The 23,515-nt window shown below is 65.1% G+C and carries 18 protein-coding genes; 2 read left to right on the plus strand and 16 right to left on the minus strand.

Features of this window, described 5'->3' with window-relative positions:
* Positions 1 to 22: 22 nt before the first annotated feature.
* Together PD284_RS18685 and PD284_RS18690 are read right to left on the minus strand one after the other, a co-directional pair.
* A complete protein-coding gene (locus PD284_RS18685; protein ID WP_274629653.1) occupies positions 23 to 970 on the minus strand; it encodes a DMT family transporter in 948 nt (315 codons plus the stop codon).
* Positions 967 to 3,276, minus strand: a complete 2,310-nt coding sequence (locus PD284_RS18690) for a xanthine dehydrogenase family protein molybdopterin-binding subunit (protein ID WP_274629654.1) — start codon at positions 3,274 to 3,276, stop codon at positions 967 to 969. Before PD284_RS18690 ends, PD284_RS18685 begins: the two co-directional genes overlap by 4 nt.
* A 171-nt stretch (positions 3,277 to 3,447) precedes the next feature.
* Between PD284_RS18690 and pepN the strand changes: the two genes are divergently transcribed.
* Together pepN and PD284_RS18700 are read left to right on the plus strand one after the other, a co-directional pair.
* Positions 3,448 to 6,090 carry an aminopeptidase N gene (gene pepN / locus PD284_RS18695; RefSeq protein ID WP_274629655.1) on the plus strand — a complete coding sequence of 881 codons (2,643 nt, stop codon included), beginning with the start codon at positions 3,448 to 3,450 and terminating at the stop codon, positions 6,088 to 6,090.
* Between the two features lie 132 nt (positions 6,091 to 6,222).
* Positions 6,223 to 8,550: a PAS domain-containing sensor histidine kinase gene (locus PD284_RS18700; protein ID WP_274629656.1), complete on the plus strand. Its 2,328-nt coding sequence runs from the start codon at positions 6,223 to 6,225 to the stop codon at positions 8,548 to 8,550.
* A gap of 65 nt (positions 8,551 to 8,615) precedes the next feature.
* Here the strand turns inward: PD284_RS18700 and PD284_RS18705 are convergent, their stop codons facing one another.
* The 14 genes from PD284_RS18705 to PD284_RS18770 all read right to left on the minus strand — a co-directional run bounded on the left by PD284_RS18705 (position 8,616) and on the right by PD284_RS18770 (position 23,493).
* Positions 8,616 to 9,050: an EF-hand domain-containing protein gene (locus PD284_RS18705; protein WP_274629657.1), complete on the minus strand. Its 435-nt coding sequence runs from the start codon at positions 9,048 to 9,050 to the stop codon at positions 8,616 to 8,618.
* 66 nt (positions 9,051 to 9,116) lie between these two features.
* Positions 9,117 to 12,077, minus strand: coding sequence for a bifunctional [glutamine synthetase] adenylyltransferase/[glutamine synthetase]-adenylyl-L-tyrosine phosphorylase (locus PD284_RS18710; protein ID WP_274629658.1), 2,961 nt, complete (start codon positions 12,075 to 12,077; stop codon positions 9,117 to 9,119).
* Positions 12,078 to 13,529, minus strand: coding sequence for a sensor histidine kinase (locus PD284_RS18715; RefSeq protein WP_274629659.1), 1,452 nt, complete (start codon positions 13,527 to 13,529; stop codon positions 12,078 to 12,080).
* 32 nt (positions 13,530 to 13,561) lie between these two features.
* The gene (locus tag PD284_RS18720) at positions 13,562 to 14,236 is read right to left on the minus strand and encodes a response regulator transcription factor (RefSeq protein WP_274630692.1); all 675 of its coding nucleotides are present in this window, start codon (positions 14,234 to 14,236) and stop codon (positions 13,562 to 13,564) included.
* Between the two features lie 198 nt (positions 14,237 to 14,434).
* Complete coding sequence (locus PD284_RS18725) at positions 14,435 to 15,958, minus strand: Do family serine endopeptidase (protein ID WP_274629660.1); 1,524 nt, start codon at positions 15,956 to 15,958, stop codon at positions 14,435 to 14,437.
* Positions 15,959 to 16,076: 118 nt separating this feature from the next.
* Positions 16,077 to 16,535 (minus strand): cytochrome c-type biogenesis protein, encoded by a 459-nt coding sequence (locus PD284_RS18730; RefSeq protein WP_274630693.1) that lies wholly within the window; start codon positions 16,533 to 16,535, stop codon positions 16,077 to 16,079.
* Positions 16,535 to 18,523, minus strand: coding sequence for a heme lyase CcmF/NrfE family subunit (locus PD284_RS18735; protein ID WP_274630694.1), 1,989 nt, complete (start codon positions 18,521 to 18,523; stop codon positions 16,535 to 16,537). The genes PD284_RS18730 and PD284_RS18735 overlap by 1 nt, the downstream gene beginning before the upstream one ends.
* Before the next feature lie 2 nt (positions 18,524 to 18,525).
* Positions 18,526 to 18,960, minus strand: coding sequence for a cytochrome c maturation protein CcmE (gene ccmE / locus PD284_RS18740; protein ID WP_274629661.1), 435 nt, complete (start codon positions 18,958 to 18,960; stop codon positions 18,526 to 18,528).
* Positions 18,961 to 18,962: 2 nt separating this feature from the next.
* Positions 18,963 to 20,090, minus strand: a complete 1,128-nt coding sequence (gene ccmI / locus PD284_RS18745; RefSeq protein ID WP_274629662.1) for a c-type cytochrome biogenesis protein CcmI — start codon at positions 20,088 to 20,090, stop codon at positions 18,963 to 18,965.
* A gap of 142 nt (positions 20,091 to 20,232) precedes the next feature.
* On the minus strand, positions 20,233 to 20,658 hold the full coding sequence (locus tag PD284_RS18750) for a hypothetical protein (protein ID WP_274629663.1): 426 nt from the start codon (positions 20,656 to 20,658) through the stop codon (positions 20,233 to 20,235).
* A gap of 81 nt (positions 20,659 to 20,739) precedes the next feature.
* Positions 20,740 to 22,113: an ATP-binding protein gene (locus PD284_RS18755; protein ID WP_274629664.1), complete on the minus strand. Its 1,374-nt coding sequence runs from the start codon at positions 22,111 to 22,113 to the stop codon at positions 20,740 to 20,742.
* A gap of 46 nt (positions 22,114 to 22,159) precedes the next feature.
* Positions 22,160 to 22,825 carry a response regulator transcription factor gene (locus PD284_RS18760; RefSeq protein WP_274629665.1) on the minus strand — a complete coding sequence of 222 codons (666 nt, stop codon included), beginning with the start codon at positions 22,823 to 22,825 and terminating at the stop codon, positions 22,160 to 22,162.
* Positions 22,826 to 22,893: 68 nt separating this feature from the next.
* Positions 22,894 to 23,190, minus strand: a complete 297-nt coding sequence (locus tag PD284_RS18765) for a hypothetical protein (protein ID WP_274630695.1) — start codon at positions 23,188 to 23,190, stop codon at positions 22,894 to 22,896.
* A gap of 96 nt (positions 23,191 to 23,286) precedes the next feature.
* The gene (locus PD284_RS18770) at positions 23,287 to 23,493 is read right to left on the minus strand and encodes a hypothetical protein (RefSeq protein ID WP_274629666.1); all 207 of its coding nucleotides are present in this window, start codon (positions 23,491 to 23,493) and stop codon (positions 23,287 to 23,289) included.
* Between the last annotated feature and the right edge of the window lie 22 nt (positions 23,494 to 23,515).

Genomic DNA, 23,515 nt, shown 5'->3' on the forward strand with positions numbered 1-23,515 from the left:
GCGTCTGGCCACGCCGGCGCGTTCATTGCGGTGGCGTGACCTTGCGGGCAGCCGCGCGCTGCAGCCCGAGCTGGCGCTCGCGCCAGATGATGAAGATGCCCGACCCGATGACGATGGCCCCGCCCACCAGCATGTGCAGCGTCGGCGCCTCCCCGAAGACAAGATAGCCGACGATCAGGCCGAGGATGAGCGAGGTGTATTCGAAGGGCGCGACGGTAGAGGCTTCCGCGTAGCGGTAGGCTTCCGTCATGAGGATCTGCCCGATACCGCCGCAGAAACCTGCGCCAATCAGAAGTGCTGCCTGAGCCCACGAGATCCGCTCCCATCCGAACGGAATCGACAGCAGCGCCAGCGTACTCGCCGTCAGCGAGAACCACAGCACGATCGTTGGCGTTCGTTCAGTATGAACGAGGTTGCGGACCAGCAGCACCGCCACCGCCGACACCGCTGCCGCGCCGAGCGCGGCCATCACGCCAGCGAGTTCTTCGCTGCCCATCCCGCTGGCCGCACCGAACAGCGACAGCTTCGGCCATGAGACGATCAGCACGCCGACCAGCCCCACCCCCACCGCCGTCCAGCGATAGGCGCGCACCGTCTCGCCGAGGAACAATGCGCTGAACACGACGACCAGCAGCGGCTGGGCATAGTTCAGCGTGATCGCCTCCGGCAGCGGCAGGCGCGTCAGTGCGAAGAAGCCGAGCCCCATCGACGTGACGCCCACGACGCCGCGCGCAACATGGTTGAGCGGGCGTTTGGTCGCGAAGGCGGAGCGCAGTTCCCTCTGATAGGAGAGAAACGCCAGGATCGGAATCATGGCGAAGAACGAACGGAAAAAGACGATCTGGCCGGCCGAAACCTGCCCGGACGCCTTGATGAACGACGACATGCCGACGAACACGGCAACAGAAACCACTTTGAGCGCAATTCCCGTCAGCGGATTCCTAGCTGACGGCCCCCCCGTAGAATTCACTCCGATCGCGCTTCAGTGATGGCAGTCCAAATGCGCGCCGGCGTAGCGGGCATTTCGATGTGGCGTATGCCGTAGGCGCGGTAGAGGGCGTCCGTCACGGCGTTGAGGGCGGCGGGCGTCGATCCGATCGTGCCGGCCTCGCCTGCACCCTTGATACCCATGGCATTTGTCGTTGACGGCACGTTGCGAGTCTCGAAATGGAATGACGGCACGTTGTCGGCGCGCGGCATGGCATAGTCCATGAAGCTTGCCGTGAGCAACTGGCCGTCCTCGCTATAGATCGAATCCTCGGTCAGCGCCTGGCCGATTCCCTGAACCACGCCGCCATGCACCTGGCCGGCGAGCAGGATCGGGTTCACCGTCGCGCCGAAGTCGTCGACGATCGTGTAGCGCAGGATCTCGGTTCCGCCCGTGTCCGGATCGATCTCGACCTCGCAGATATGTGTCCCATTCGGATAGGTGGCCTCGTCTTGAACGAACTCGCCAAACCCCTTGAGATCATCCGGTTTCTTCGCCGCCTTGGCGATGCCCGCAAAGCTGACGGAGCGGTCCGTGCCGACGATCCGCGCGGACCCGTCGACCAGTTCGATGTCAGCAGCTGACGCCTCCAGTTCGTCGGCGGCGATACGCTTGATCTTCTCCGCCAGGTCTTCACCGGCGCGCGACGTCGAGACGCCGCCAAGCGGAATCGAGCGCGAGCCGCCCGTACCGCCGCCAGCAGCGAGCCGGTCGGTGTCGCCCTGGTGCACCTTGATGCGCTCAATGCCGATATTGAGCTTTTCCGCGAGGAACTGGGCATAGGCGGTCGCGTGGCCCTGTCCGTTGGTCTGGGTGCCGATGAACAGGGTCACGGTGCCATCGCCATTCAGCTCGACATGGGCCGGCTCCGAGCCCGCAAAGGCGCAGGCTTCGATATAGGTCGCCATGCCGAGCCCCCGGATCTTGCCCTCAGCGGCCGACTGCTTCAGCCGCTTCTCGAAGGACTTCCAATCGGCCCGCTCGATCGCCTGGTTCATGTGGCCCTCGAACTCGCCGACGTCGTATTTGCGGCCGGTCGGCGTGGTGTAGGGAAATTGCTCGGGCCGAACGAAATTGCGCCGGCGGATCTCGTCATAGCCGAGGCCCAGGTCGCGTGCGCACGTATCAACCAACTTCTCCAGCAGCAGCGCCGCCTCGGGGCGTCCAGCCCCCCGATAGGCGTCCACCGGGCAGGTGTTGGTGTAGACGCCGGTCACCGAGACGTCGATGGCGCCGATGTCGTAGACGCCGGTGGTCATGCTCACGCCGATGTACGGGATGAACGGCCCGTACTGCGAGACATATGCCCCCATATTGGCGATCAGATCGACCTTGAGCGCGAGGAAGCGCCCGTCGGCGTCCATCGCCATTTGCGCCTCCACGATATTGTCGCGGCCCTGCGCGTCGGTCAGGAAATGCTCGGTGCGGTCGCAGGTCCATTTCACCGGCCGGCCGAGCCGCTTGGCCGCTTCCAATACCAGCGGATACTCGCGGTAGACGAATGACTTCGGGCCGAAGCCGCCGCCGACATCCGGCGTGACGACGCGGAGCTTCTTGGGATCGATGCCGAACACCTGTCCGGCGATGATGTACTGCATCGAATGCACGCCCTGCGACCCGGTCGTCAGCACGTAGCGGTCTTCCGACACCTTCCACTCGCCGATGGCCGATCGGGCCTCCATGTAGTTGCAGACCAGCCGGTTGTTGTAGAACGCGACCTTGCTGACGTGCTTCGCCTTGGCAAAGGCCGCTTCCGACTTGCTTTTGTCGCCAACATGATAGGTGAAGGCGCGGTTCGATTTCAGCTCGGGCCAGACGAGCGGCGTGGCCTCGTCCAGCGCGCTTGCGGTGCCCGCCGCAGCCTCTTCTGCATCGTAGTCGACCTCGATCAGTTCGGCGGCGTCCTGGGCAAGCGCACGCGTGTCCGCCACGACGAAGGCGACGGCGTCGCCCACATAATGGACGCGGTCGCGGCAGAGAATCGGGATGTCCCGGGTAGGCGCCTTGGTACCGTCCGGCTGGCGCTGCATCACGTCGGACTTGAGGTCGCCCAGATGCTTCAGGTCGGCGCCCGTCAGCACCAGGCGCACGCCCGGAGCGGCCTCCGCAGCCTTCGTCGAGACGACCTTGAAGCTGCCATTGGCGATTTGCGAGCGCAAAACGTAGCCGTGGAGATGATCCGCCGCACGGATATCGTCGGTGTAGCGGCCGCGACCCGTGATGAAGGTCTGGTCCTCGACGCGAAGAACGGACGCGCCCATCCCGAATTTCGGTGTGACGACGGTCATGACGGCTCCGGAAAGAGTGATTGGCGGGCAACAAAACATAGCCCTCGTTTCAGTTTTGTCGACCGGTTGTTTCGTGTAAAGAGCAGCACCCGCAATTTGTTGTGCCAGTGGGGGCGCTTGCCGGCGGGGACGGCGTCGGCCGTGCAGGTTCAAAACGGGATGGCGTTGTAGATGCGTACAGACACCGGCCAGGTTTTCCGGCTCGAGGACTACCGGCCCAGCGACTATCTCATTCCCGAAACCAATCTGACATTCCAGCTCTTTCCCGATGCCACCCTGGTGCGCGCAGAGCTGCTGATCGAACGCCGCTCCGGCGTTTCGGAGAAGACGCCGCTCATCCTCGACGGCGATGGACTGGAATTGAAGCGACTGGAGATCGACGGCGTCGTTGCGCAGGCCGGAACGTTCACCGCGGATGACGAGCGCCTCACCATCGCGCGGCCGCCGCGCGGCAGGCGCTTCCGGCTCACCATCGACACCGTCGTCGCGCCTTCCGGCAATCAGGCCCTCATGGGGCTCTATCTCTCCAACGGCGTCTACTGCACGCAATGCGAAGCGGAAGGTTTTAGGCGGATCACCTATTTCCTCGACCGCCCTGACATCCTGTCCGTCTACACGGTCCGCATCGAGGCGCCCCGCGCCCTCTCCCGCCTGCTCTCGAACGGCAATCCGGGCGAGAGCGGCGAGCTTGCAGGCGACCGCCACTATGCGGTCTGGCACGACCCGCATCCCAAGCCCTCCTACCTCTTTGCGCTCGTCGCCGGCGACCTCGGTTGTATCAAGGACCGCTTCGTCACCGCCTCCGGCAGGTCGGTCGAGCTCGGACTCTATGTCGAGCGCGGCAAGGAGAACCAGGCCAGCTACGCCATGGATGCCCTCAGGCGCTCCATGAAATGGGACGAGGAGGTGTTCGGCCTCGAATACGACCTCGACGTCTTCAACATCGTGGCCGTGTCCGACTTCAACATCGGCGCGATGGAGAACAAGGGTCTCAACATCTTCAACGACAAGTACGTCCTGGCTGGAGAAGAGACCGCGACGGACGCCGATTTCGCCAATATCGAGGCGATCATCGCGCACGAGTATTTCCACAATTGGACAGGTAACAGAATCACTTGCCGCGACTGGTTCCAGCTCTGCCTGAAGGAAGGTCTGACCGTTTACCGCGACCACGAGTTCTCGTCGGACCAGCGTTCGCGCGCCGTCAGCCGCATTGCCCAAGTGCGCACCCTGCGGGCGCATCAATTCCCGGAGGACCAGGGGCCCCTCGCCCATCCGGTACGACCGCGGCGCTATCGCGAGATCAACAACTTCTATACGGCGACGGTCTACGAAAAGGGCTCCGAGGTCGCGCGGATGATCCACACGCTGATCGGCGCCGACCTCTTCAGGCGCGGCATGGACCTCTATTTCGAGAGGCACGACGGCCAAGCCGTGACGATCGAGGATTTCCTGAAAGTCTTCGAGGATGCGTCCGACCAGGATCTGTCGCAGTTCGCGCTGTGGTACCATCAGGCCGGCACTCCCAATGTCGCGGTGACCGCGAGCTACAGCCCAGCGTCGCAGGAACTGACGCTGGAGATCGAGCAGTCGCTTGCGCCGACGCCTTCGGAAGCCCGCAAGCGGGTCATGCACATCCCTCTCGCCTTCGGCCTCGTGGGTCCGGACGGCCGGGACATGGTTCACGGCGCGGTCTCGGGCGCCAGCGTCGAGAACGACGTGATCCATGTGCGCAAGCGGCGGCAGTCGGTGAAGTTCACCGGCATTTCCGAGCGGCCTGTCGTCTCGCTCAACAGAGGCTTTTCCGCGCCGGTCACCCTCACCTTCGAGATGAGGAAGGAGGACCGCATCTTCCTGGCGCGTCACGACAGCGATCCCTACGGCCGCTGGCAGGCTTTCAACGGCCTGCTGACAGAAGAACTCATGGCGGCCTTCCGAAAGCTGCGCGGCGACAGGACGCCGGAGTTCGGCGACGACCTGGCGGCAGCCTCCCACACGATCGCCATGGATGAACGTCTGGAGCATGCCTTCCGCGCGCTGGCGCTGACGCTACCCGGCGAGGCCGATGTCGCGCGCGAGATCGGCACGAACATCGACCCGGATGCGATCTGCCTGGCGCGCGAAATGCTGGCCCGTTCGATTGCGACCCGCAACGCCGAGGCGTTCCGCACACTCTACGAAGGGTTGCGCTCCGACGCGCCCTACAGCCCTGACGCGGCGAGCGCCGGACGCCGGGCGCTGCGCAACACGCTGCTCGACTACCTCGCGCTGCTGCCGGAAGGCGACCGCCTCGCCTACGGCCACTTCGACGCCGCGACGAACATGACGGACCGCGCCGCGGCGCTGACGGTGCTGGCGCACCGGCATCCGGGCTCGGATCTCGCCGACCGTGCGCTCGCAGCATTCGAGATACGCTTCCGCGACGATCCTCTGGTCATGGACAAGTGGTTCCTGATCCAGGCGTCGGTGCCGGGGCATGCTACCGCGGACCGCGTCCGTGCGCTGATGCAGCACCCCGCCTTCTCGATCTCCAATCCGAACCGGGTCAGGTCGCTCGCCGGCACTTTCTTCAGCGCCAACCAGACCGGCTTCCACCGTCCGGACGGCGCCGGATACAGCCTGTTTGCCGAAACGGTGCTGGCAGTCGAGCAGCGCAATCCGCAGGTCGCGGCCCGACTGGCGACCGCGCTGCGGTCATGGCGCTCGCTCGAGCCGGCGCGTCAGCGGAAGGCGCGCGAGACACTCCTCGCGATTGCCGCGACCGACAAGCTCTCGGCCGATCTGCGCGACATTGTAGAGCGAACTTTAGCCTGAGTTTTCAAACGGTTACTGAATTGTTAACGAACCCACTGGACAACCCGAATCACCTCTGATTCTTTAGGGCAGGTTCGGGAGTGCGGGGTCCGAATCAGTAATCGCAAATCCAGCTTGGGGAGCCGGATCAATATGGCTAAGTCGGACGCGTGGAGCGCGCCCGGGCGTACTTCCTTTGCCCGAAACGCAATACCCAGCGCCAGTGTGCTTGCAGGGAATGCGCGGGGGCTGGCGGAACCTGCCCACCAAAGGCTGCTCGATGCGGAGCCGATGCTACGCCGGGCGATTCCGACGCTCATCATCGTCTTCCTGATCGTCGTCGCGGGAATGAGGGCGATCTCCCTCAATTCGGCGCGCGACGACGTCGAACGCAATGCCAGGACCTTGCTTGCGCTGGCCGCAAGCGAGCTTTCCAACGCGCTGATGCTGGAGATCGGCGGCGGCTCGCCGAAAGCCGATCTGGCCTCCGACCTGCTCAAGCGTGCGAACCAGTATGGCGGCATCAAGAATCGGTACGTGCTGGCCGTTACGGACAGCGACTTCAACATCGTCGCGGTGACCCCTGAGGGGATCGGCTGGGAGACGCGGACGCTCGATTCCATCGTGACCGGCGCCCAGCCGCTGTTCATGTTCGGCGAGCGCGCCGGCGTGATCGAGGTCATCGTTGACGGCAAGCCCTGGTATGCGGCGATGGACCTGACGGAACGGCGCGGAGCCGCAGCCGTCGCCATGATCTCGCGGGAGGCGCTGCTGTTCGAATGGAACCGCTCGGTATCGCTGAACGTCACGCTCTTCGTGCTGACCGCGGGCGTGCTGATCGTCATTCTCTATGGCTATTTCGGCCAGGCGTCGCGCGCCCGGACGGCGGATCGCATCTATTGCCGCGCGCATGAGCGCATCGATCTCGCGCTGATGCGTGGCCGCTGCGGACTGTGGGACTGGGACCTGGCGCGCGGCAAGATGTACTGGTCGCGGTCCATGTACGAAATCCTGGGCTACGAACCCTGCGAAGAGATGCTTTCGTTCGGCCGTGTCTCCGAGATCATCCATCCCGACGACGCCGACCTCTACGACATCGCCAACCAGATCGTGTCGCGTAAGACGGACTGCATCGACCGCGTCTTCCGTATCCGCCATGCCGACGGGCAATGGGTGTGGGTGCGCGCCCGCGCCGAGGTGGTCGACCCCGATGCGCAGGAGATCCATCTCCTCGGAATCGCCATCGACGTCACCGAGCAATACCACCTGACGCAGCGCTCGGAGGCTGCGGACCTGCGGCTTCGCACGGCGATCGAGAACATCACCGAATCCTTCGTGCTGTGGGACTCCAAGAAGCGCCTGGTGATGTGCAATTCGAAGTACCTGCAGGAGATGGGGTTGGCCGGCCGCGACATCGCGCCGGGAACGCCGCGCGAGGAGATCGAAGAACAGGCGATGGCGTTCGTGTCCGATCGCCGCCTGGCGAACGCCGGAGGATCGCGCGGCTCGGCCACCTACGAGCGGCTGCTCGCCGATGGCCGCTGGGTGCAGGTCAACGAGTTGACGACCCGCGACGGCGGCCTCGTTTCCGTCGGCGCCGACATCACGCAGCTGAAGCAGCACCAGGAGAAGCTCGTGGACAGCGAGAGGCGGCTCATGGCGACGATCCACGACCTCAGCGTCGCTCGCAAGTCGGAGGGCGAGCGGTCGAAGGAACTCGTGGAGCTCAACCGCAAATACATGAAGGAGACCGAGCGGGCCGAGGCGGCCAACCGTGCGAAGTCAGAATTCCTGGCAAACATGTCGCACGAACTGCGCACGCCGCTCAACGCCATCATCGGCTTCTCCGAGATGATGCAGTCCAGCATCTTCGGACCGCTCGGCTCGAACCGCTACGAGGAGTATGTCAGGGACATCCACGATGCCGGCGCGTATCTGCTGGGCGTAATCAACGACATACTCGACATGTCGAAGATCGAGGCGGGACAGCTCTCGGTCGACCGCGAGGAGATCGACCTCAACCCGCTGATCATCGAAACCGTGCGGGTGATCGCGCTGCAGGCAGGCAAGAAGGAAATCTCCATCGACACCGAGATCGGGGAACGCATGACGTTCTTCGCCGACCGCCGCGCCATGAAGCAGATCCTCATCAACCTGCTTTCCAACGCCGTGAAGTTCACCGGGCAAGGCGGCCGCATAGCCGTGCGTGCACGCAATATCGGCGGCGCCATGCGCCTGACCATCGAGGACAACGGCTGCGGCATCCCGAAGAAGGCGCTCTGCAAGCTCGGCAGGCCATTCGAGCAGGTGCAGAACCAGTTCTCCAAGAACCACACCGGTTCAGGCCTTGGCCTCGCCATCTCGCGTTCACTGGCGGAGATGCATGGCGGTTCGCTGCGAATCCGCTCGACGCACGGCGTCGGCACCATCGTTTCGGTGCGCATCCCCTGCCAAGAAATGCACCACATGATGGCCGCGTAGCATCGCTCTCCCCTTGTCCTCCCCCCGCAAAATGGGGAGAGGCAATATGCAAGCGATGTGGCCTGTTAACGCCGCCGGCCCTCGCCGCGCGCCGGCATCTCGTCCTGCGCAATCCTGCCGTCGTCGTTGCGGTCGAGCAGCGCGAACATCTTCTTCTGCCGCGCCTCAACCTCGGCCTTGGTCAACTCACCATCGCCGTTAACGTCGAAGCGCTCGACCATCCGCTTCGCCATGCGCTCGGCGCGCATGCGCTGGATCTCGTCGGCGATCTCGGCGACAGTCATCCTGCCGTCTCCGTTGGCGTCGGCACCCCCGAAGCGGCCGTTGATCGCCGCGGCGAATTCCTCGAAGGTGACGTCGCCGCTCTTGTCGACGTCGGCGCGTTCGAGCCGGCTTTGGTGATGTCCGCGCTTCCCGGTTCCATCCTGGGCGACGGCTGCAGTGCCAAGGGCACTTGCGACCGCGGCGAATGCGAGCGCGTATCTGGTCGTCTTCCTCATCAACTTCTCCATTGCATCGTCACCCCCGATGCGAAGCGAAAGGGCTGCGGGCCCCGACAGCCCATGTCAGCCTTTCGCGCGAAGCAGCCGGTCGAAATGCGTGCGAACCGACTGCGACGTTTCCTTCAGATGCGCCTCGAGCACGCCGAACTCCGGCAGGTCGGTCGCGCCCAGCAGCAGGTCCGCCAGCCCTGGCGGAACGTCGCTGCGGTCGAACGGAACGGTGAGGCACAGCCGGATCATCTGCGTCAACGACAGGTAGAGCGTGTAGGCGTCGACCAGGTCGCCCTGCGCCTGCGCCGGCGCGAAACCCGGATCGAGATGCGCAAGTATGTCGTGCGTGGAAGTGGTGCGGCTTGTCCATCGGACTTTGCCCGTCAGCACCGCCACCTGGGCAATGAATTCCAGGTCGATCAGTCCCCCCGGGATCAGCTTGATGTCCCAGAGATCCCGTGGCGGCTTCTCCTTCTCGATCAACCTGCGCATCTTGGCGGCTTCGGCGACCACCTCGCCCGCATTGCGTGAGTGGTCCAGCACCTGCGAGATCTCCTCGTCGATCTCGCCGGCAAAGCCCGCGTCGCCAGCAATGGGCCTGGCGCGTGTCAGGGCCATGTGCTCCCAGGCCCAGGCCTCCTCGCGCTGATACTTCCTGAATGCATCGATGTGGGTTGCGACCGGGCCCTTGTTCCCGGACGGCCTCAATCTCAGGTCGAGCTCGTAGAGCACGCCCTCCGCAGTCGGCGCAGAAACCGCCGCGATGAGCCTTTGCGTCAGCCGCGCATAGTAGTGCGACGGCGCCAGGGGCTTTTCGCCGTCGGACTCCTCGGCTTGCTCGTCATGATCGTAGAGCAGGATCAGGTCGACATCCGATCCTGCGGTCAGTTCGCGGCTGCCGAGCTTGCCCATGCCGAGAATGGCGACGCGCCCGCCCGGCACGCGGCCATGGCGTACGGCAAACTCCGCCAGCACGGCATCCAGCGCCGCGCCGATGGTCAAGTCGGCCAGGTCGGAAAAGGCCTTGCCCGCACGCGCCGCATCGATGGCGCCGGCGAGCAGCCGCACGCCGATCAAAAATTTTTGCTCGGAGGCGAAGATGCGCAGGCGGTCGAGGAGATCCTCATAGATCTCAGCGCCCTGGAGGAAGGTCTCAAGGCGGGCCGAGAGGTAGGCGCGATTGGGCAGTTCGGAGAGAAGCGCCGGATCCAGCAGGCCGTCGAACACATGCGGCCGGCGGGTAATCGTCTGGGCCAGGCGCGGCGCCGCGCCCATGATCGTCGCAAGGAGTTGCAGGAGCGCGGGATTGGACTGGAGCAACGAGAAGAGCTGGATGCCCGCGGGGAGCCCCGCGAGGAACTCGTCGAAACGCAGCAGCGCCTCGTCGGCGCGCCGGGTGCCGCCGAACGCCTTCAGCAGCGCAGGCGTGAGTTCCGTCAGCCGTTCGCGCGCCTCGGCGGACTGGGTGGCGCGATATCGGCCGAAATGCCACGTCCGGATGACGCGGCAGATGTCGCTCGGCCGCTGGAAACCCAACCCGCTCAACGTTTCCAGCGTGCCCGGATCGTCGACGTCGCCGGTGAAGACGAGGTTGCCGACCCCCGACGACAACTCGGGCGCCGTCTCGAACAATGCCGCGTAGTGTTTCTCGACCTCGTGAAGCGAAGCCCGGAAGTCGGCCGCGAAGGTTTCCGCCTCGTCGTAGCCGAGCATCAGCGCGATGCGCTCGAGCTCTTCGTCATCCTCCGGCAAGGTGTGGGTCTGCTCATCCGCCACCATCTGCAGCGCGTGTTCAACACGCCGCAGGAACCAGTACTGCCGCGTCAGCACGTCGCGCGCTTCCGCGGTGATCCAGCCCCGCTCTGCAAGCTCGGCCAGCATCGGCACTGTCTGGCGGCCGCGCAGCTCGGGGAACCGTCCACCCGCGATCAACTGCTGCGTCTGGACGAAGAACTCGATCTCGCGGATGCCGCCACGGCCGAGCTTCACATTGTGCCCCTTCACGGCGATCTCGCCATGGCCCTTGTGGGCATGAATCTGCCGCTTGATCGAATGGACGTCGGCGATCGCCGCGTAATCCAGATACTTGCGCCAGACATAGGGTTGGAGTTCGCGCAGGAAGGCGTCGCCCGCCACGATATCGCCTGCCACGGGCCGCGCCTTGATCATCGCGGCGCGTTCCCAGTTCTGGCCCCGGCTCTCGTAATAGTGGAGGGCCGCCGAGACCGGGATGGCGAGCGGCGTCGAGCCGGGATCGGGCCGCAACCTGAGGTCAGTCCGGAAGACATAGCCGTGTTCGGTGCGATCCTGGAGGATGCGCAGCAGGCGGCGCGTCAGCCGCGCGAACAGCTCGTTGGCTTCGTAGGGATCGATGATCGCCTTCGCCTCGGGATCGAAGAAGACGATGAGGTCGATGTCCGAGGAGAAGTTCAGCTCGCACGCGCCAAGCTTGCCCATGCCCAGCACGATCCAGCCGGAGCTCTGTGCAGGCTTGCCCGGATCCGGCAGCTTCAACTTGTCCTGCCCATGCGCGTCGCGCAGCAGGAAATCCACTGCTGCGTCCGTGCAGGCGTCCGCCAGGGCGCTCAGTCGGCGGACCGTTTGAGCCACCTCCGCCTCGCCGGCCAGTTCCGACAGCGCCACAAGAAAATGGCTTTCGCCCTTCAGCAGGCGCAGCCCCTTCATGATGCTGGCCTCGGTCGCGCCCTCCTCGTACGGCAAGGCGCGGATCGCAGCGTTGATGGCGGCGAGCCGCTCCTCGACAGTCTGGTCGAACAGGCGTTCCAGCATCTGCGGCTGTCGGCGCACCGCGTCCCTGACGAATTCGGAAAGGTCGAGCACGCTGCCCAGGAACGCCGCGTCCGGACCGCTTCCGGCGGCAAGCTTGCCCAGGCGAGGCAGCTTCTCCTCAGCAGCCAGCTGGACCAGTTCGGCCAACGCCTCCGCAGCATCCGCCGCGTCGAGCGCCTTCAATCGCCGCGGCGGCGTGGCAAACCATTGCGATTGTTGCGCCTTAGCTCGTGCCGCCTTCATCTACGCGCCCGCTTTCACCGGAAAACTCATGACCACCGATAATCCCGGATCAGCGGGCAGGAGATCAAGCCTGCCGCCATGATACTTCATGACGGCTTTCGTCAGGCTGAGGCCGAGGCCCGATCCCGGTTGCGAGCGGCTCTTTTCGAGCCGGACAAAGCGCTCGGTCACGCGGTTGCGATCGACCGCATCCGGGATGCCGGGCCCGTCGTCCGTGACGGTGAGGCGGATGTCGTCCGCGTCCCTGGCGAGCGCGACCTTCACATGCGCTTGCCTGCCGTTGCCGGACGCGTACTTGAGTGCGTTGTCGACGATATTCGACAGCGCCTGCGCGAGCAGTTCACGATTCCCTTCGATGACGAGGCCCTCGGCGACGGCGGCTTCCAGCTTGACGCCCATTTCCTCAGCCGCCGGCTCATAGAGCTCAATCACGTCCCTTACGGCGACGCTGAGATCCACCGACGTCGTCTGCTCCGCCGAGTACCCGGCCTCCAGGCGCGAGATCATCAGGATCGCGTTGAAGGTCTTGATGAGCTGGTCGGATTCAGTGATCGTCTGCTCAAGCGCGGCGCGATACTCGTCGGGCTCCGCCTTTGAGGCGAGCGCTGCCTCCGCCCGGTTCCTCAGTCTCGTCAGCGGCGTCTTGAGGTCATGCGCGATGTTGTCCGAGACCTGTCGCAGGCCCTCGTTGAGGCTGGCGATCCTGGCGAGCATGGCGTTGAGGTTTTCCGACAGGCGGTCGAACTCGTCGCCCGCCCCGGTCACCGGCAACCGGCCCGACAGATCGCCGCCCATGATGCGACGACTGGCCTCCGACACCTTGTCGATGTGCTTCAGCGCCCGCCGTCCGACCAGGAACCAGATCAGGAGGCCGCCGAGCCCCATCATGCCGAGCGCGATCATCAGCGACTGCCTGACGACGGCGCGAAACCGCTGCGGCTCGCCGAGGTCGCGCCCGACCAGGATGATCATCTGGTTGGGCAGCCTGAGCACGAGCGCCATCGCATCATGGCTGGCGCGCTGGTCCACGCGCGGCGCGGGAAAGGTATTGTCAGGAATTGCCTCGCGCTCGGCGCCCTCGCCGTAACGCTGATACCTGAACGGGATTTCGGTCCACCCGTTGGTCTCCAGCACCCCGGGCTGGATGTTCTCCACGTTGCCCGACAGGATGCGCCCGTTGGCGTCGGCGATGAGGTAGAGGTTGGCGCCGGGCTGGCGGGCGCGTCGCTCGATGGTGCGCACCAGAAGCGGCAGCCCGCCGCGTTGGTAGGACCGGCCGAGATCGGCCACCTCCTCGTTGATCGTATCCATCGTCTGCGCCGCCAGCATGCGGGCCGACAGGGACGTCATGTAGAAGACCAGAACGACGGCACAGATCGCGAACAGGAGGAGATAGAGCGCCGAAAGCCTGGCGGCAGTCGTCCTCAGTATGGCTGGCAGCGGAAGCGCCATTTTAGCCCGCAGGCCGAGGGGAAAGGTCCATCTCAACCGGCCTTCAGCATGTAGCCGGCGCCGCGGATCGTATGCAGGACGGGTCCTTCGAACCCCTTCTCGATCTTGCCACGCAGGCGCGAGACATGGACGTCGATCACGTTGGTCTGCGGGTCGAAGTGATAGTCCCACACGTTTTCGAGCAGCATGGTGCGCGTCACCACCTGCCCGGCGTGCCGCATCAGGTATTCGAGGAGACGGAACTCGCGCGGCTGCAGGGTGATCTCCTTGCCCGCGCGCTTCACTGTATGGGAGAGGCGGTCGAGTTCCAGATCGCCCGTGCGATAGACTGTTTCGGCCTCGCGGGCGCCGCCACGACGGTTGAGGACCTCGATGCGGGCCAGCAGCTCCGAGAAAGCATAAGGCTTCGTAAGGTAGTCGTCGCCGCCGGCGCGAAGGCCGGTGACACGGTCATCGACCTCCCCCAGCGCCGAGAGGATCAGCACAGGCGTGGTGTTGCCCCTGGCTCTCAGTTCGGTGATCACCGAAAGACCGTCACGACGCGGCAGCATGCGATCGACGATCATTACGTCGTAGTCACCGCTGTCCGCCATCTCGAAGCCGGTTTCCCCATCCGAGGCGACATGCGCCGTGTGGCCGGATTCGCCCAGCGCCTTGCGCAGATAATCGGCCGCCTCGCGATCGTCCTCGATGACAAGAATCTTCATGGGCAGGTTATACGCGAAATCGGCAGGGGCAGAGATGGTCATTGTCGCGTTTCCGAATGAACGCGGCAGCGGTTGTTCGGGGACCGCTGCCGCAGGCCGGAGGCGGAACTGACAAACGCATCCGGCCCTGCCCCGCCCACTCGACCGCCGCGACCTCGGGGGTGTTTGCGATCGCGGCGGACAAGGTCGATCGAGGCGTCAGCCCTTCGCGAGCGGCAGCGCGACGAAGCGGTTCGCATCATCGCGGGTGATCTGGAAAAGCACCGCCTTGCGGCCCGCCTTGGTCGCATCGGCCAGAGCCTTCTCGACATCGCCCGAGCCGTTTACCGGCAAGGAGTTGATCGACGTGATGACGTCGCCGGCCTGGATGCCGCGGTCGGCCGCATCGCTGTCTGGATCTACGTCGGTCACGACGAGACCGTTTCCATCCTCGGCGCGCGTCACGGTCAGCCCCATCTCCTCCAGCGTGCCGGGTTCAACCGGGCCCGACTGGGTGGCGGATGCGTGCTTATCGCTGCCGGGCATCGAACCGAGCTTCATCTTGATCGTCTCGGCCTTGCCGTTCCGCCACACGCCGATCTCGACCTCCTTGCCGGGCTGCATCGTGCCGATCAGTCGGGCAAGTTCCTTGGGTGACGTCACTTCCTTGCTGTCGACGCTGGTGATGACGTCGCCCGCAACGATGCCGGCTTCCTTGCCCGGGCCCTCCTGCGCCTCGGAAACGAGCGCGCCCTTGGCGCCTTCCAGGCCGAGCGAGTCGGCGATGTCCTGCGTCACCGGCTGGATCTGAACGCCGAGCCAGCCGCGGGCCACGCTGCCGTCCTTCATCAGGTCGTCGACGACCTGCTTGGCGGTCGAGGCCGGGATCGCGAAGGCGATGCCCACATTGCCGCCGGACGGAGAGAAGATGGCGGTGTTGATGCCAACCACTTCGCCGTTGAGGTTGAAGGCCGGGCCGCCCGAGTTGCCCCGGTTCACGGCCGCGTCGATCTGGATGAAGTCGTCGTACGGGCCTGCGCCGATGTCACGACCGCGGGCCGACACGATGCCTGCCGTAACGGTGCCGCCGAGGCCAAACGGGTTGCCGACCGCGACCACCCAGTCGCCGACGCGGATCTTGGCGTCGTCAGCGAAGGCGACGTAGGTGAACTTGTCGGAGCTGTCGACCTTCAGGACAGCCAGATCGGTGCGCGGGTCGGCTCCGACGAGCTTGGCGTCGAGTTCCTTGCCGCTATCCGTGACGACGGTGAACTCAGCGCCCTTCTCGACGACGTGGTTGTTGGTGACGAGATAGCCGTCCTCGGAGATGAAGAAGCCGGAGCCCTGGGAGGTCGGACGCATCTCGCGCTGACGCTCGCGCCGCTCGGAGCGGCGTCCCTGCTGGTCGTCGTCACGACGGAAATCGCGGAAGAAGCGGTAAAGCGGGTGGTCGCGCGGCAGGTTCTCGAGGCCATCGGGCCCACCGAAGAACTGGGTGACGCCATCCGACGCCGGCTCGATCTTGGATTTGACGCGTACGCTGACGACGGCCGGCGACACCTTCTCGACCACATTGGCGAAGCTTGGGGCCTGCGGCGCCTCGACGCGAACGGCCTCTGCAAACACCGGGGCTGTGCCCGAGACGGCAGCGCCGAAGCCGATCGCGCCGGCGACGGCGATCGAAGCGGCAGCGGCCATCAGGCGCGTGCGGGTCCGGGTTGAAACGTTGGGGGAGTTGCTCATCTGTCGGTCCTCTTAGGATCGGATGCACTGGCGACGCATCCTTCGAACCGAGAGATAGAGAGCGGCACATTACCGTGCCATTTCCGCAGCATGAAAGTTTTGTAATGTTGCGGCGGCGTTAGCCGCCATCCTTGAGGACGGCGTCGAGGCGCGCCTTCTCGTCCGCAGAGAGCGCGGCGTTGACGGCCGGCTTGCGCGAGCGGGCCGAGACGATGAGGAAGGCCCCGCCGACAAGGAGAAGTAGCGCCGGCGTCCCCCACAGGAGCGCATTGCGCACGTTGAAACGCGGCTTCAGGAGCACGAACTCGCCATAGCGGGCGACGACGTAATCGATCACCTGTTCGTCGGTATCGCCCGCCGTCAGGCGCTCTCGCACCAGCACGCGCAGATCGCGCGCCAGGTCGGCGTTGGAATCATCGATCGACTGGTTCTGGCAGACCATGCAGCGGAGTTCCGCCGATAGGCCCCTCGCGCGCGCCTCGAGCGCCGGGTCCGCCAACACCTCGTCCGGTTGCACGGCAAGCGCCGGAGCAACAAGGGACAGCCAGCCAACAAGCAGGATGGCGGCGCGGCGCATCACGCTGCGCCTTCCGGCACAGGCTTGCCGGCCGCCTTGCGGCGGGCCGGAACGCCGACCCGCAGCCGGCGGTCGAAGAGCGAAACCGCGCCGCCCGCCATCATCGCCAGTCCGCCGATCCAGATCAGCGTAACCAGCGGCTTCCACCAGATGCGCACCACGATGCCACCGTTCGAGGTTTCGTCGCCAAGCGATACGTAGAGTTGGCTGAAACCGAAGGTCCTGATGCCCGCTTCCGTCGTCGGCATCTGGCGGGCCGGATAGAAGCGCTTTGCCGAGACGATCGTCCCGGCATCCGCTCCGTCGGCGAGCGCGATGCGGAACGAGCCTCGCTCCTCGTCATAGTTGGCGCCCTTGAACGGCGCCAGGCCTTCATAACTCAGGGTATAGCCGGCGACGTCGAGCGACTCGCCCGGCTTCATCTCCACGATATGCTCCTGCTGGAACGCCACGGCGCCGACGATGCCGAGCAACGTGAAGCCGAGCCCCATATGAGCGATCGCGGTTCCGAACATGGATTTCGGCAGGCCGACCAATCGCTTCAGGGCAGTTCTCGCCGGGACGTTCCCGAAGCCCCCCTTCAGCCATAGATCGGTCACCGCGCCGAGGATCAACCAGGCGGCCAGCCCGCAACCGAGAGCGGCGAACACCGAAGCGCCATCCACGAACAGGTAGACGACGAGCAGGACCAGCAGCGCGCCGCCGAACGCTGCCATCAGGCGCTGGGAGACCGCCAGAAGGTCGCCGCGCTTCCACGACAATAGCGGTCCGAACGGCACCGCACAGAGCAGCGGCAGCATCAGCGGACCGAAAGTCAGGTTGAAGAAGGGTTCGCCAACGGAGATCTTGTCCGCGCTGAACGCCTCGACCAGCAAAGGATAGAGCGTGCCGACCAGAACGGTCGCCGTCGCGGTGGTCAGGAACAGGTTGTTCAGCACCAGCGCGCCCTCGCGCGAAACCGGATGGAACAGCCCGCCCGCGGTCAGGCTCGACGCACGCAGCGCGAAGAGCGCCAGCGAGCCGCCGATGAAGAAAATCAAGATGCCGAGGATGAACATGCCGCGGCTGGGGTCGGTCGCGAAGGCATGCACCGATGTCAGCACGCCGGATCGCACCAGGAATGCGCCGAGCAGCGACAGCGAGAAAGTCAGGATCGCGAGGAGCAGCGTCCAGATCTTCAGGGCCGCACGCTTCTCCATAACGATCGCCGAGTGAAGCAGCGCCGTGCCGGCGAGCCAGGGCATGAAGGAAGCGTTTTCGACCGGATCCCAGAACCAGAACCCGCCCCATCCGAGCTCGTAGTAGGCCCAGTAGGAACCGACGGTGATGCCACCGGTCAGAAACAACCATGCGGCAAGCGTCCACGGCCGGACCCAGCGCGCCCACGCGGCGTCGATACGCCCGTCGATCAGCGCGGCAATGGCGAAGGAGAAGCAGACGGAGAAACCGACATAGCCGAGATAGAGAAGCGGCGGGTGCACCGCCAGGCCGATATCCTGCAGCAGCGGATTGAGGTCGCGACCTTCGATCGGCGCGGGGTCGAGGCGCGCAAACGGGTTGGACGTGGCCAGGATGAACAGCAGGAATGCAGTGCCGATCCAGCCCTGCACCGCGATCACGTTCGCCCGAAGGGTGGCCGGCAGGTTGCTTCCGAAGATCGCCACCAACGCGCCGAACAGACTGAGGATCAGCACCCAGAGCAGCATGGAGCCTTCGTGGTTACCCCAAGTGCCGGTGATCTTGTAGATCATCGGCTTCAGCGAATGCGAGTTCTCCCACACATTCGCCACCGAGAAGTCGGACTGCACATAGGCCCAGACGAGGGCGGCAAACGACAGCGCCGTGAGTGCGAAACCGGCGATCGCGACCGGCTGGCCCACCGCCATCAGCCGTTCGTCCTGAAGGCGCGCGCCGACCGCCGGCGCGACCGACTGCACGATCGCGAGGGCCAGCGCCAGAACCAGTGAAAAATGCCCGATCTCAACCATGCTCAATTGGGCTGCCAGACGCCCTTCTCCTTCAGGCCCTCTGCGACCTCTCGCGGCATGTAGCTTTCGTCATGCTTGGCAAGTACGCTGTCGGCCACGAATACACCATCTGCACCGAAGACACCCTCGGTGATCACCCCTTGCTCCTCGCGGAAAAGATCTGGGAGCAGCCCGGTGTAGGTCACCTTCACCGATTTCTCGTGGTCGGTAACGGCAAACGCCACCTGCGTCCCCTGCCCCCGGGCGATCGTTCCCTTCTCCACCAGGCCGCCCAGCCGGATGCGCTGGCCGGGCGCTACCGACGCCGTGCTCAGGTCGGCAGGCATGTAGAAATACGAGGCCTTCTGGCCGAGCGCATACAAGGTCAGACCTGTCGCCGCACCGAGGAAGGCAAGTGCGCCCGCGATCACCGAAAGCCGCTTCTGTTTGCGGGTCATCGTCACTCCGTCATGCTCAGCCCGAGCGATGCTGCGAAGGCTGTCAGATCCTCGGCGGCGGCACCGTCCAGAACGTGGTGCCCGCGCGTGAGCGCATCGCGAGCCGCATCTGTCTTGCCAAGCACGACATATGAACGAACGAGCCGCTTCCAGCCTTCAAGATCGTTGGGATTGGCCTTCAACTTTTCGTCAAGAGAAGCCACCATCGCCTCGATCATCTGGTTGCGATCGCCCTCGGACATTTCGCCGGCTGCAGCCATGTCATCCTCGGTCGGCCCGGATGGGCGGGTGTCCGCCGCGGTCCTGCGCTGCTCGGCCATGGCGACCGCCTGCGCGGCCGCACCGCGCCACTCCGACTCCTGAGGCAAGGTCGTCGCCATCTCCTTCCAATCGGAGATCGCGTCGTCGAAGCGGCCCTCCTGGACAGCAGCAACGTTCAGGAAGAACCGCGCCTTCGGATATCCGGCCTCAAGCTGCAGCGCCTTTTCGAAGGCGGCACGCGCGTCGGCCGAGACGGTGCCTCCCGCCACGTCGCTCAGTGCGACACCGAGACCGGTCCACCGCTCTGGCGCATCGCCCAGCAGCTTGATCGCGTTGCGGTAAGCGAACACCGCCTCGTTCGCCCGTCCCAGTCTCTGGTAGACCGGCGCCAGCACATCCCAGCCGCGCCCATCGCCGGGATTGTCGCGCAAGGCGCGCTCGGCGCGCGCGACAAGCTCGTCGGGCGTGGAGTCCTGCGGCAGCTTGGCGAGGCGTTCTTCCAGCGGCTGAGACGGTAAATCAGGCGAGCCCAGCGCGGCATAGAAGCCCCAGCTCAGCAGCGGCACCGCAAGGACCGCCATGCCGCCGACGAGCCGCGCCCGTCGATCCGACATCCGCGCCGCAGCAGGCGCTGCCGGGCCGGCAACGCGAAGGATCCGGCGACCGATCTCGGCGCGGGCCTGCTCAGCCTCGCTCGGCGCGATCAGACGCCGATCGATGTCGCGTTCGACTTCGGCCAACTGGTCCCGGTAGACTTCGAGATCGTTCGTGGAGCGTCCTGCCGGCTCCAGCCTCCCGCGCGTCAGTGGCGCCAGGACCGCCAGACTTGCGGCGAGCGTCAGCAATGCGGCGACAATCCAGAACAGCATGCCGATCTCAATAGCCCTCGTCGGAGCATCTGCCAATCCGCGGCGGTGCGGCGATTTGACGACGAGGTTGCGCAGTTACGGCCCCCGTCTACAGCACCGGTCGCCGCCCTTCGTTGCGCTGGATCAAATCATCCCGACGTTTTCAGGTCAGCGGCGTCCAGCTGCCATCCGGGTTCCGGCACGCGGTGCCGCGCGCCGTCCGCGGCTGACCATCGAAAGAGACGCGATGCGAGTACTGCCGGCAGTCCTGCGAGCCGACACGATAGGGCTGGGCCGCAATCACCTCGCCATAGACGTTGGATTGCGCACCCCGCCAGGTCACCGGCTGCCCGCTTGGCGTGTGCTCCAGCGCGCGGTACTCGGCCTCGAGTGCGGCCGCCCGGTCGCGCTCTCCGAGGCCGTTCCCGATCCTGCCGCCGATGAGCCCACCGTTCATTGCGGCAATGATCGCCGCGGCGACCTTGCCGTCATTGCCCCCGCGTATCGAGGGCAAGCTCGGCTTGATGGACGTCGTCGTGCAGCCCGAAATCCCGATAGCCGCCGCCACCCAAAATGCTACGAATTTCATGGTCTTTACCGCATCCGAGCGCAGCGACTGCGGCGCAAGTCGCTATCTATGATGGAACGGCAGCAAGCGCCAGACAGTTTGTCAACTCGCAGCCGAAAGCTCGACGGTCACCTTGAGGCCGCCGAGATCGGAGCGTCCAAGGGTCAGGTTACCCCCGTACTCGCGCACGAGCTCGTTGACGATGGCGAGGCCGAGGCCTGTTCCGGGCGTCTTCTCGTCAAGGCGGGTCCCGCGCCGCAGCACCTTCTTGGCCATCTCCTCGGGTATCCCCGGCCCGTCATCTTCGACGAGAAGCTGGAAAGTCTTGGCCTGACGCTCGCCCGGGGGCGTCTCTATCGATAGCCTGACGTCACGCCGCCCCCATTTCGAGGCGTTCTCCAGCAGGTTGCCGACGATCTCTTCCAGATCCGCCCGTTCGCCGCCGAACAGAATCTCGTGCTTGGGATGCACGAAAGCTACGCTGATCTCGGGTTTCAGCTTCTGGATCACGCGCGCCATCGACGTCAGAGCCTCGACGACCGGGGTCCGGTAGACCACGCTGTCGCGTTGCGCCGCCACCCGGGCGCGTTGCAGGTAGTGGTCGAGCTGGTTCTGCATGGCGGACGCCTGGCCGGCCAGCAGCTTTCCCCTGTCGCCGCCGATGGACCGCGATTCGTTGAGCATGACCGCCAGGGGCGTCTTCAGCGAATGCGCCAGGTTGCCCACCTGCGTGCGTGCGCGCTCCACGATACGGCGGTTGTTGTCGATGAGCGCGTTGGTCTCGTTGGCCAGGGGCTCGATCTCGGCAGGAAACGTTCCCGTCAGGCGCTTGGCGGTGCCCTCGCGAACCTGCGCCAGCGCATCGCTCACACGCCTCAGCGGCTGCAGGCCCAGCAGAATCGCCAGCGCGTTGATCGCGATCATGCCGAGGCCGAACATCGCCAGGTAGACGAACAGCCGTCGCTCGAAGCCGTCGATCTCGTTCTCGAGTTCCGTGCGGTTGCCCATGACGCGGAAACGCGCGACGCGATTCGTGGTGTCGAGCACGAACTCGTTTTCGAAGACCTCGATCTCCTCGCCGTTGATGCCCTGGGTCACGTAGTTGCGCTGGAAGTTCGCGTTGAAAGGAACTTCGGCGGTGTCGGGCGAAGGGATGATCTCGGTCATCGAAGGGGACCGCAGCGTGCCCTTGAGCCCGCCGGAGACCGGCTCGACGGACCAGTACCAACCCGACTGAGGCTCGGAGAAGCGCAGGTCGCCGAGATCCGGGCTGCCGGTCAGGAACCCGCTCTCGGAAACGCCGACCGAGCCGATCAGGTGGAACAGATGCGCGGAGAGCACGCTGTCGAAGCCACGCTCGCTGGACTGGCGGTAGAGGGTTGTGATGATCGTCGAGATCACGATCAGCGACAGCACCGCCCAGAGCGTCGAAAGGGCGATGACGCGCAGCGTCAGCGAGCGAAGGCCGAATGTCATGGCGCGGATCCGCCGAGCCGGAAGGGCATGCGGCGCAGCGCTTCTGTCACGCCTCCGGCTCGCGCATGCGGTATCCCATGCCGCGCACCGTCTCGATCATGTCGATGCCCATCTTCTTGCGCAGGCGTCCGACAAACACCTCGATGGTATTGGAATCGCGATCGAAATCCTGGTCGTAGAGGTGCTCCACCAGTTCGGTGCGAGACACCACGTCGCCCATGTGATGCATCAGGTAGGCGAGCAGCCTAAACTCATGCGAGGTGAGCTTCAGCGAGGTCCCGTTGATATCCGCCTTCGAGGCCTTGGTATCCACCCTCAGCGGACCACAGGTGAGTTCGGACGAGGCGTGACCGGCGGCGCGCCTGATCAGCGCCCGGACACGCGCCAGCACTTCCTCGATATGGAACGGCTTCGTCACATAGTCGTCGGCGCCGGCGTCAATGCCGGCAACCTTGTCGCTCCAGCGGTCGCGCGCCGTCAGTATCAGCACCGGCATCTTCCTGCCCTCGCGGCGCCACCTTTCGACGACGCTTATGCCGTCCATCTGCGGCAGTCCGATGTCGAGCACCACCGCGTCATAGGGCTCCGTATCGCCCAGGAAGTGGCCCTCTTCGCCGTCATATGCGCGGTCGACCACATAGCCAGCGTCAACCAGCGCATCGGAGAGCTGTCGGTTGAGGTCCTTGTCATCCTCGACGACCAGTATTCGCATGGAATCAGATGCCTATCGTTGAGCCTTCGCGTCGATGGTGGCTGAAAACCGGCTGCAGTGAAACAGCGTCAGCCTGCCGGCACCACGAACTCGGCACGGCGTGGACGCTCACCGTCCTTGCCCGGCACGAGGATAACGATGATGCAGACCTGTTGCCCGCCACGGTTGGCCGCCTGCGCCTTGGCGAGCGTGCCGCCGTTCTGCGCGGCCACCTGCTGGCCGACAGCATAGCAGTCGGCCTGAGCGACGATCACCTCCTGACCGTTTCGGGAGGCGGCCTCCACCGGCAAAAGGGAAACTGTTGCCAGCGTCGCCGCGGCGAGCGCGGCGCCCAGGATGCGGAGAAATTTGCTTCTGTTGCCCATGCCCAAGCTTCTACCGCCAAACGGCTGAACAGGGCATGAACACCAGCCCCATCCGCGCGTACGTTCGGGCGACCATAGCGATCGAAGGCGACCCTGTCACCCGATCCTGTCTCTCGCCCCGATGCGGCCGAAGATTGCGATGAGGCCCGAAACCGCCGTGATCGCCTGCAGCAGCGTCTCCGCCAGCGCGGCGTTGTCGATGCCCTCGAGCGGCACGCCTGTCAGTCCGGCGATTGCCGTGGCGATCGTCACGAGAGAGGCCCAGATGGTGCGGGAGAGATACCAGGGTTTTGCGCTGGCCATGAAATCTTGCTCCGTGGTTGCT

Origin of the sequence: Mesorhizobium shangrilense (genome assembly GCF_028826155.1) — a bacterium.
Taxonomy (GTDB): domain Bacteria; phylum Pseudomonadota; class Alphaproteobacteria; order Rhizobiales; family Rhizobiaceae; genus Arvimicrobium; species Arvimicrobium flavum.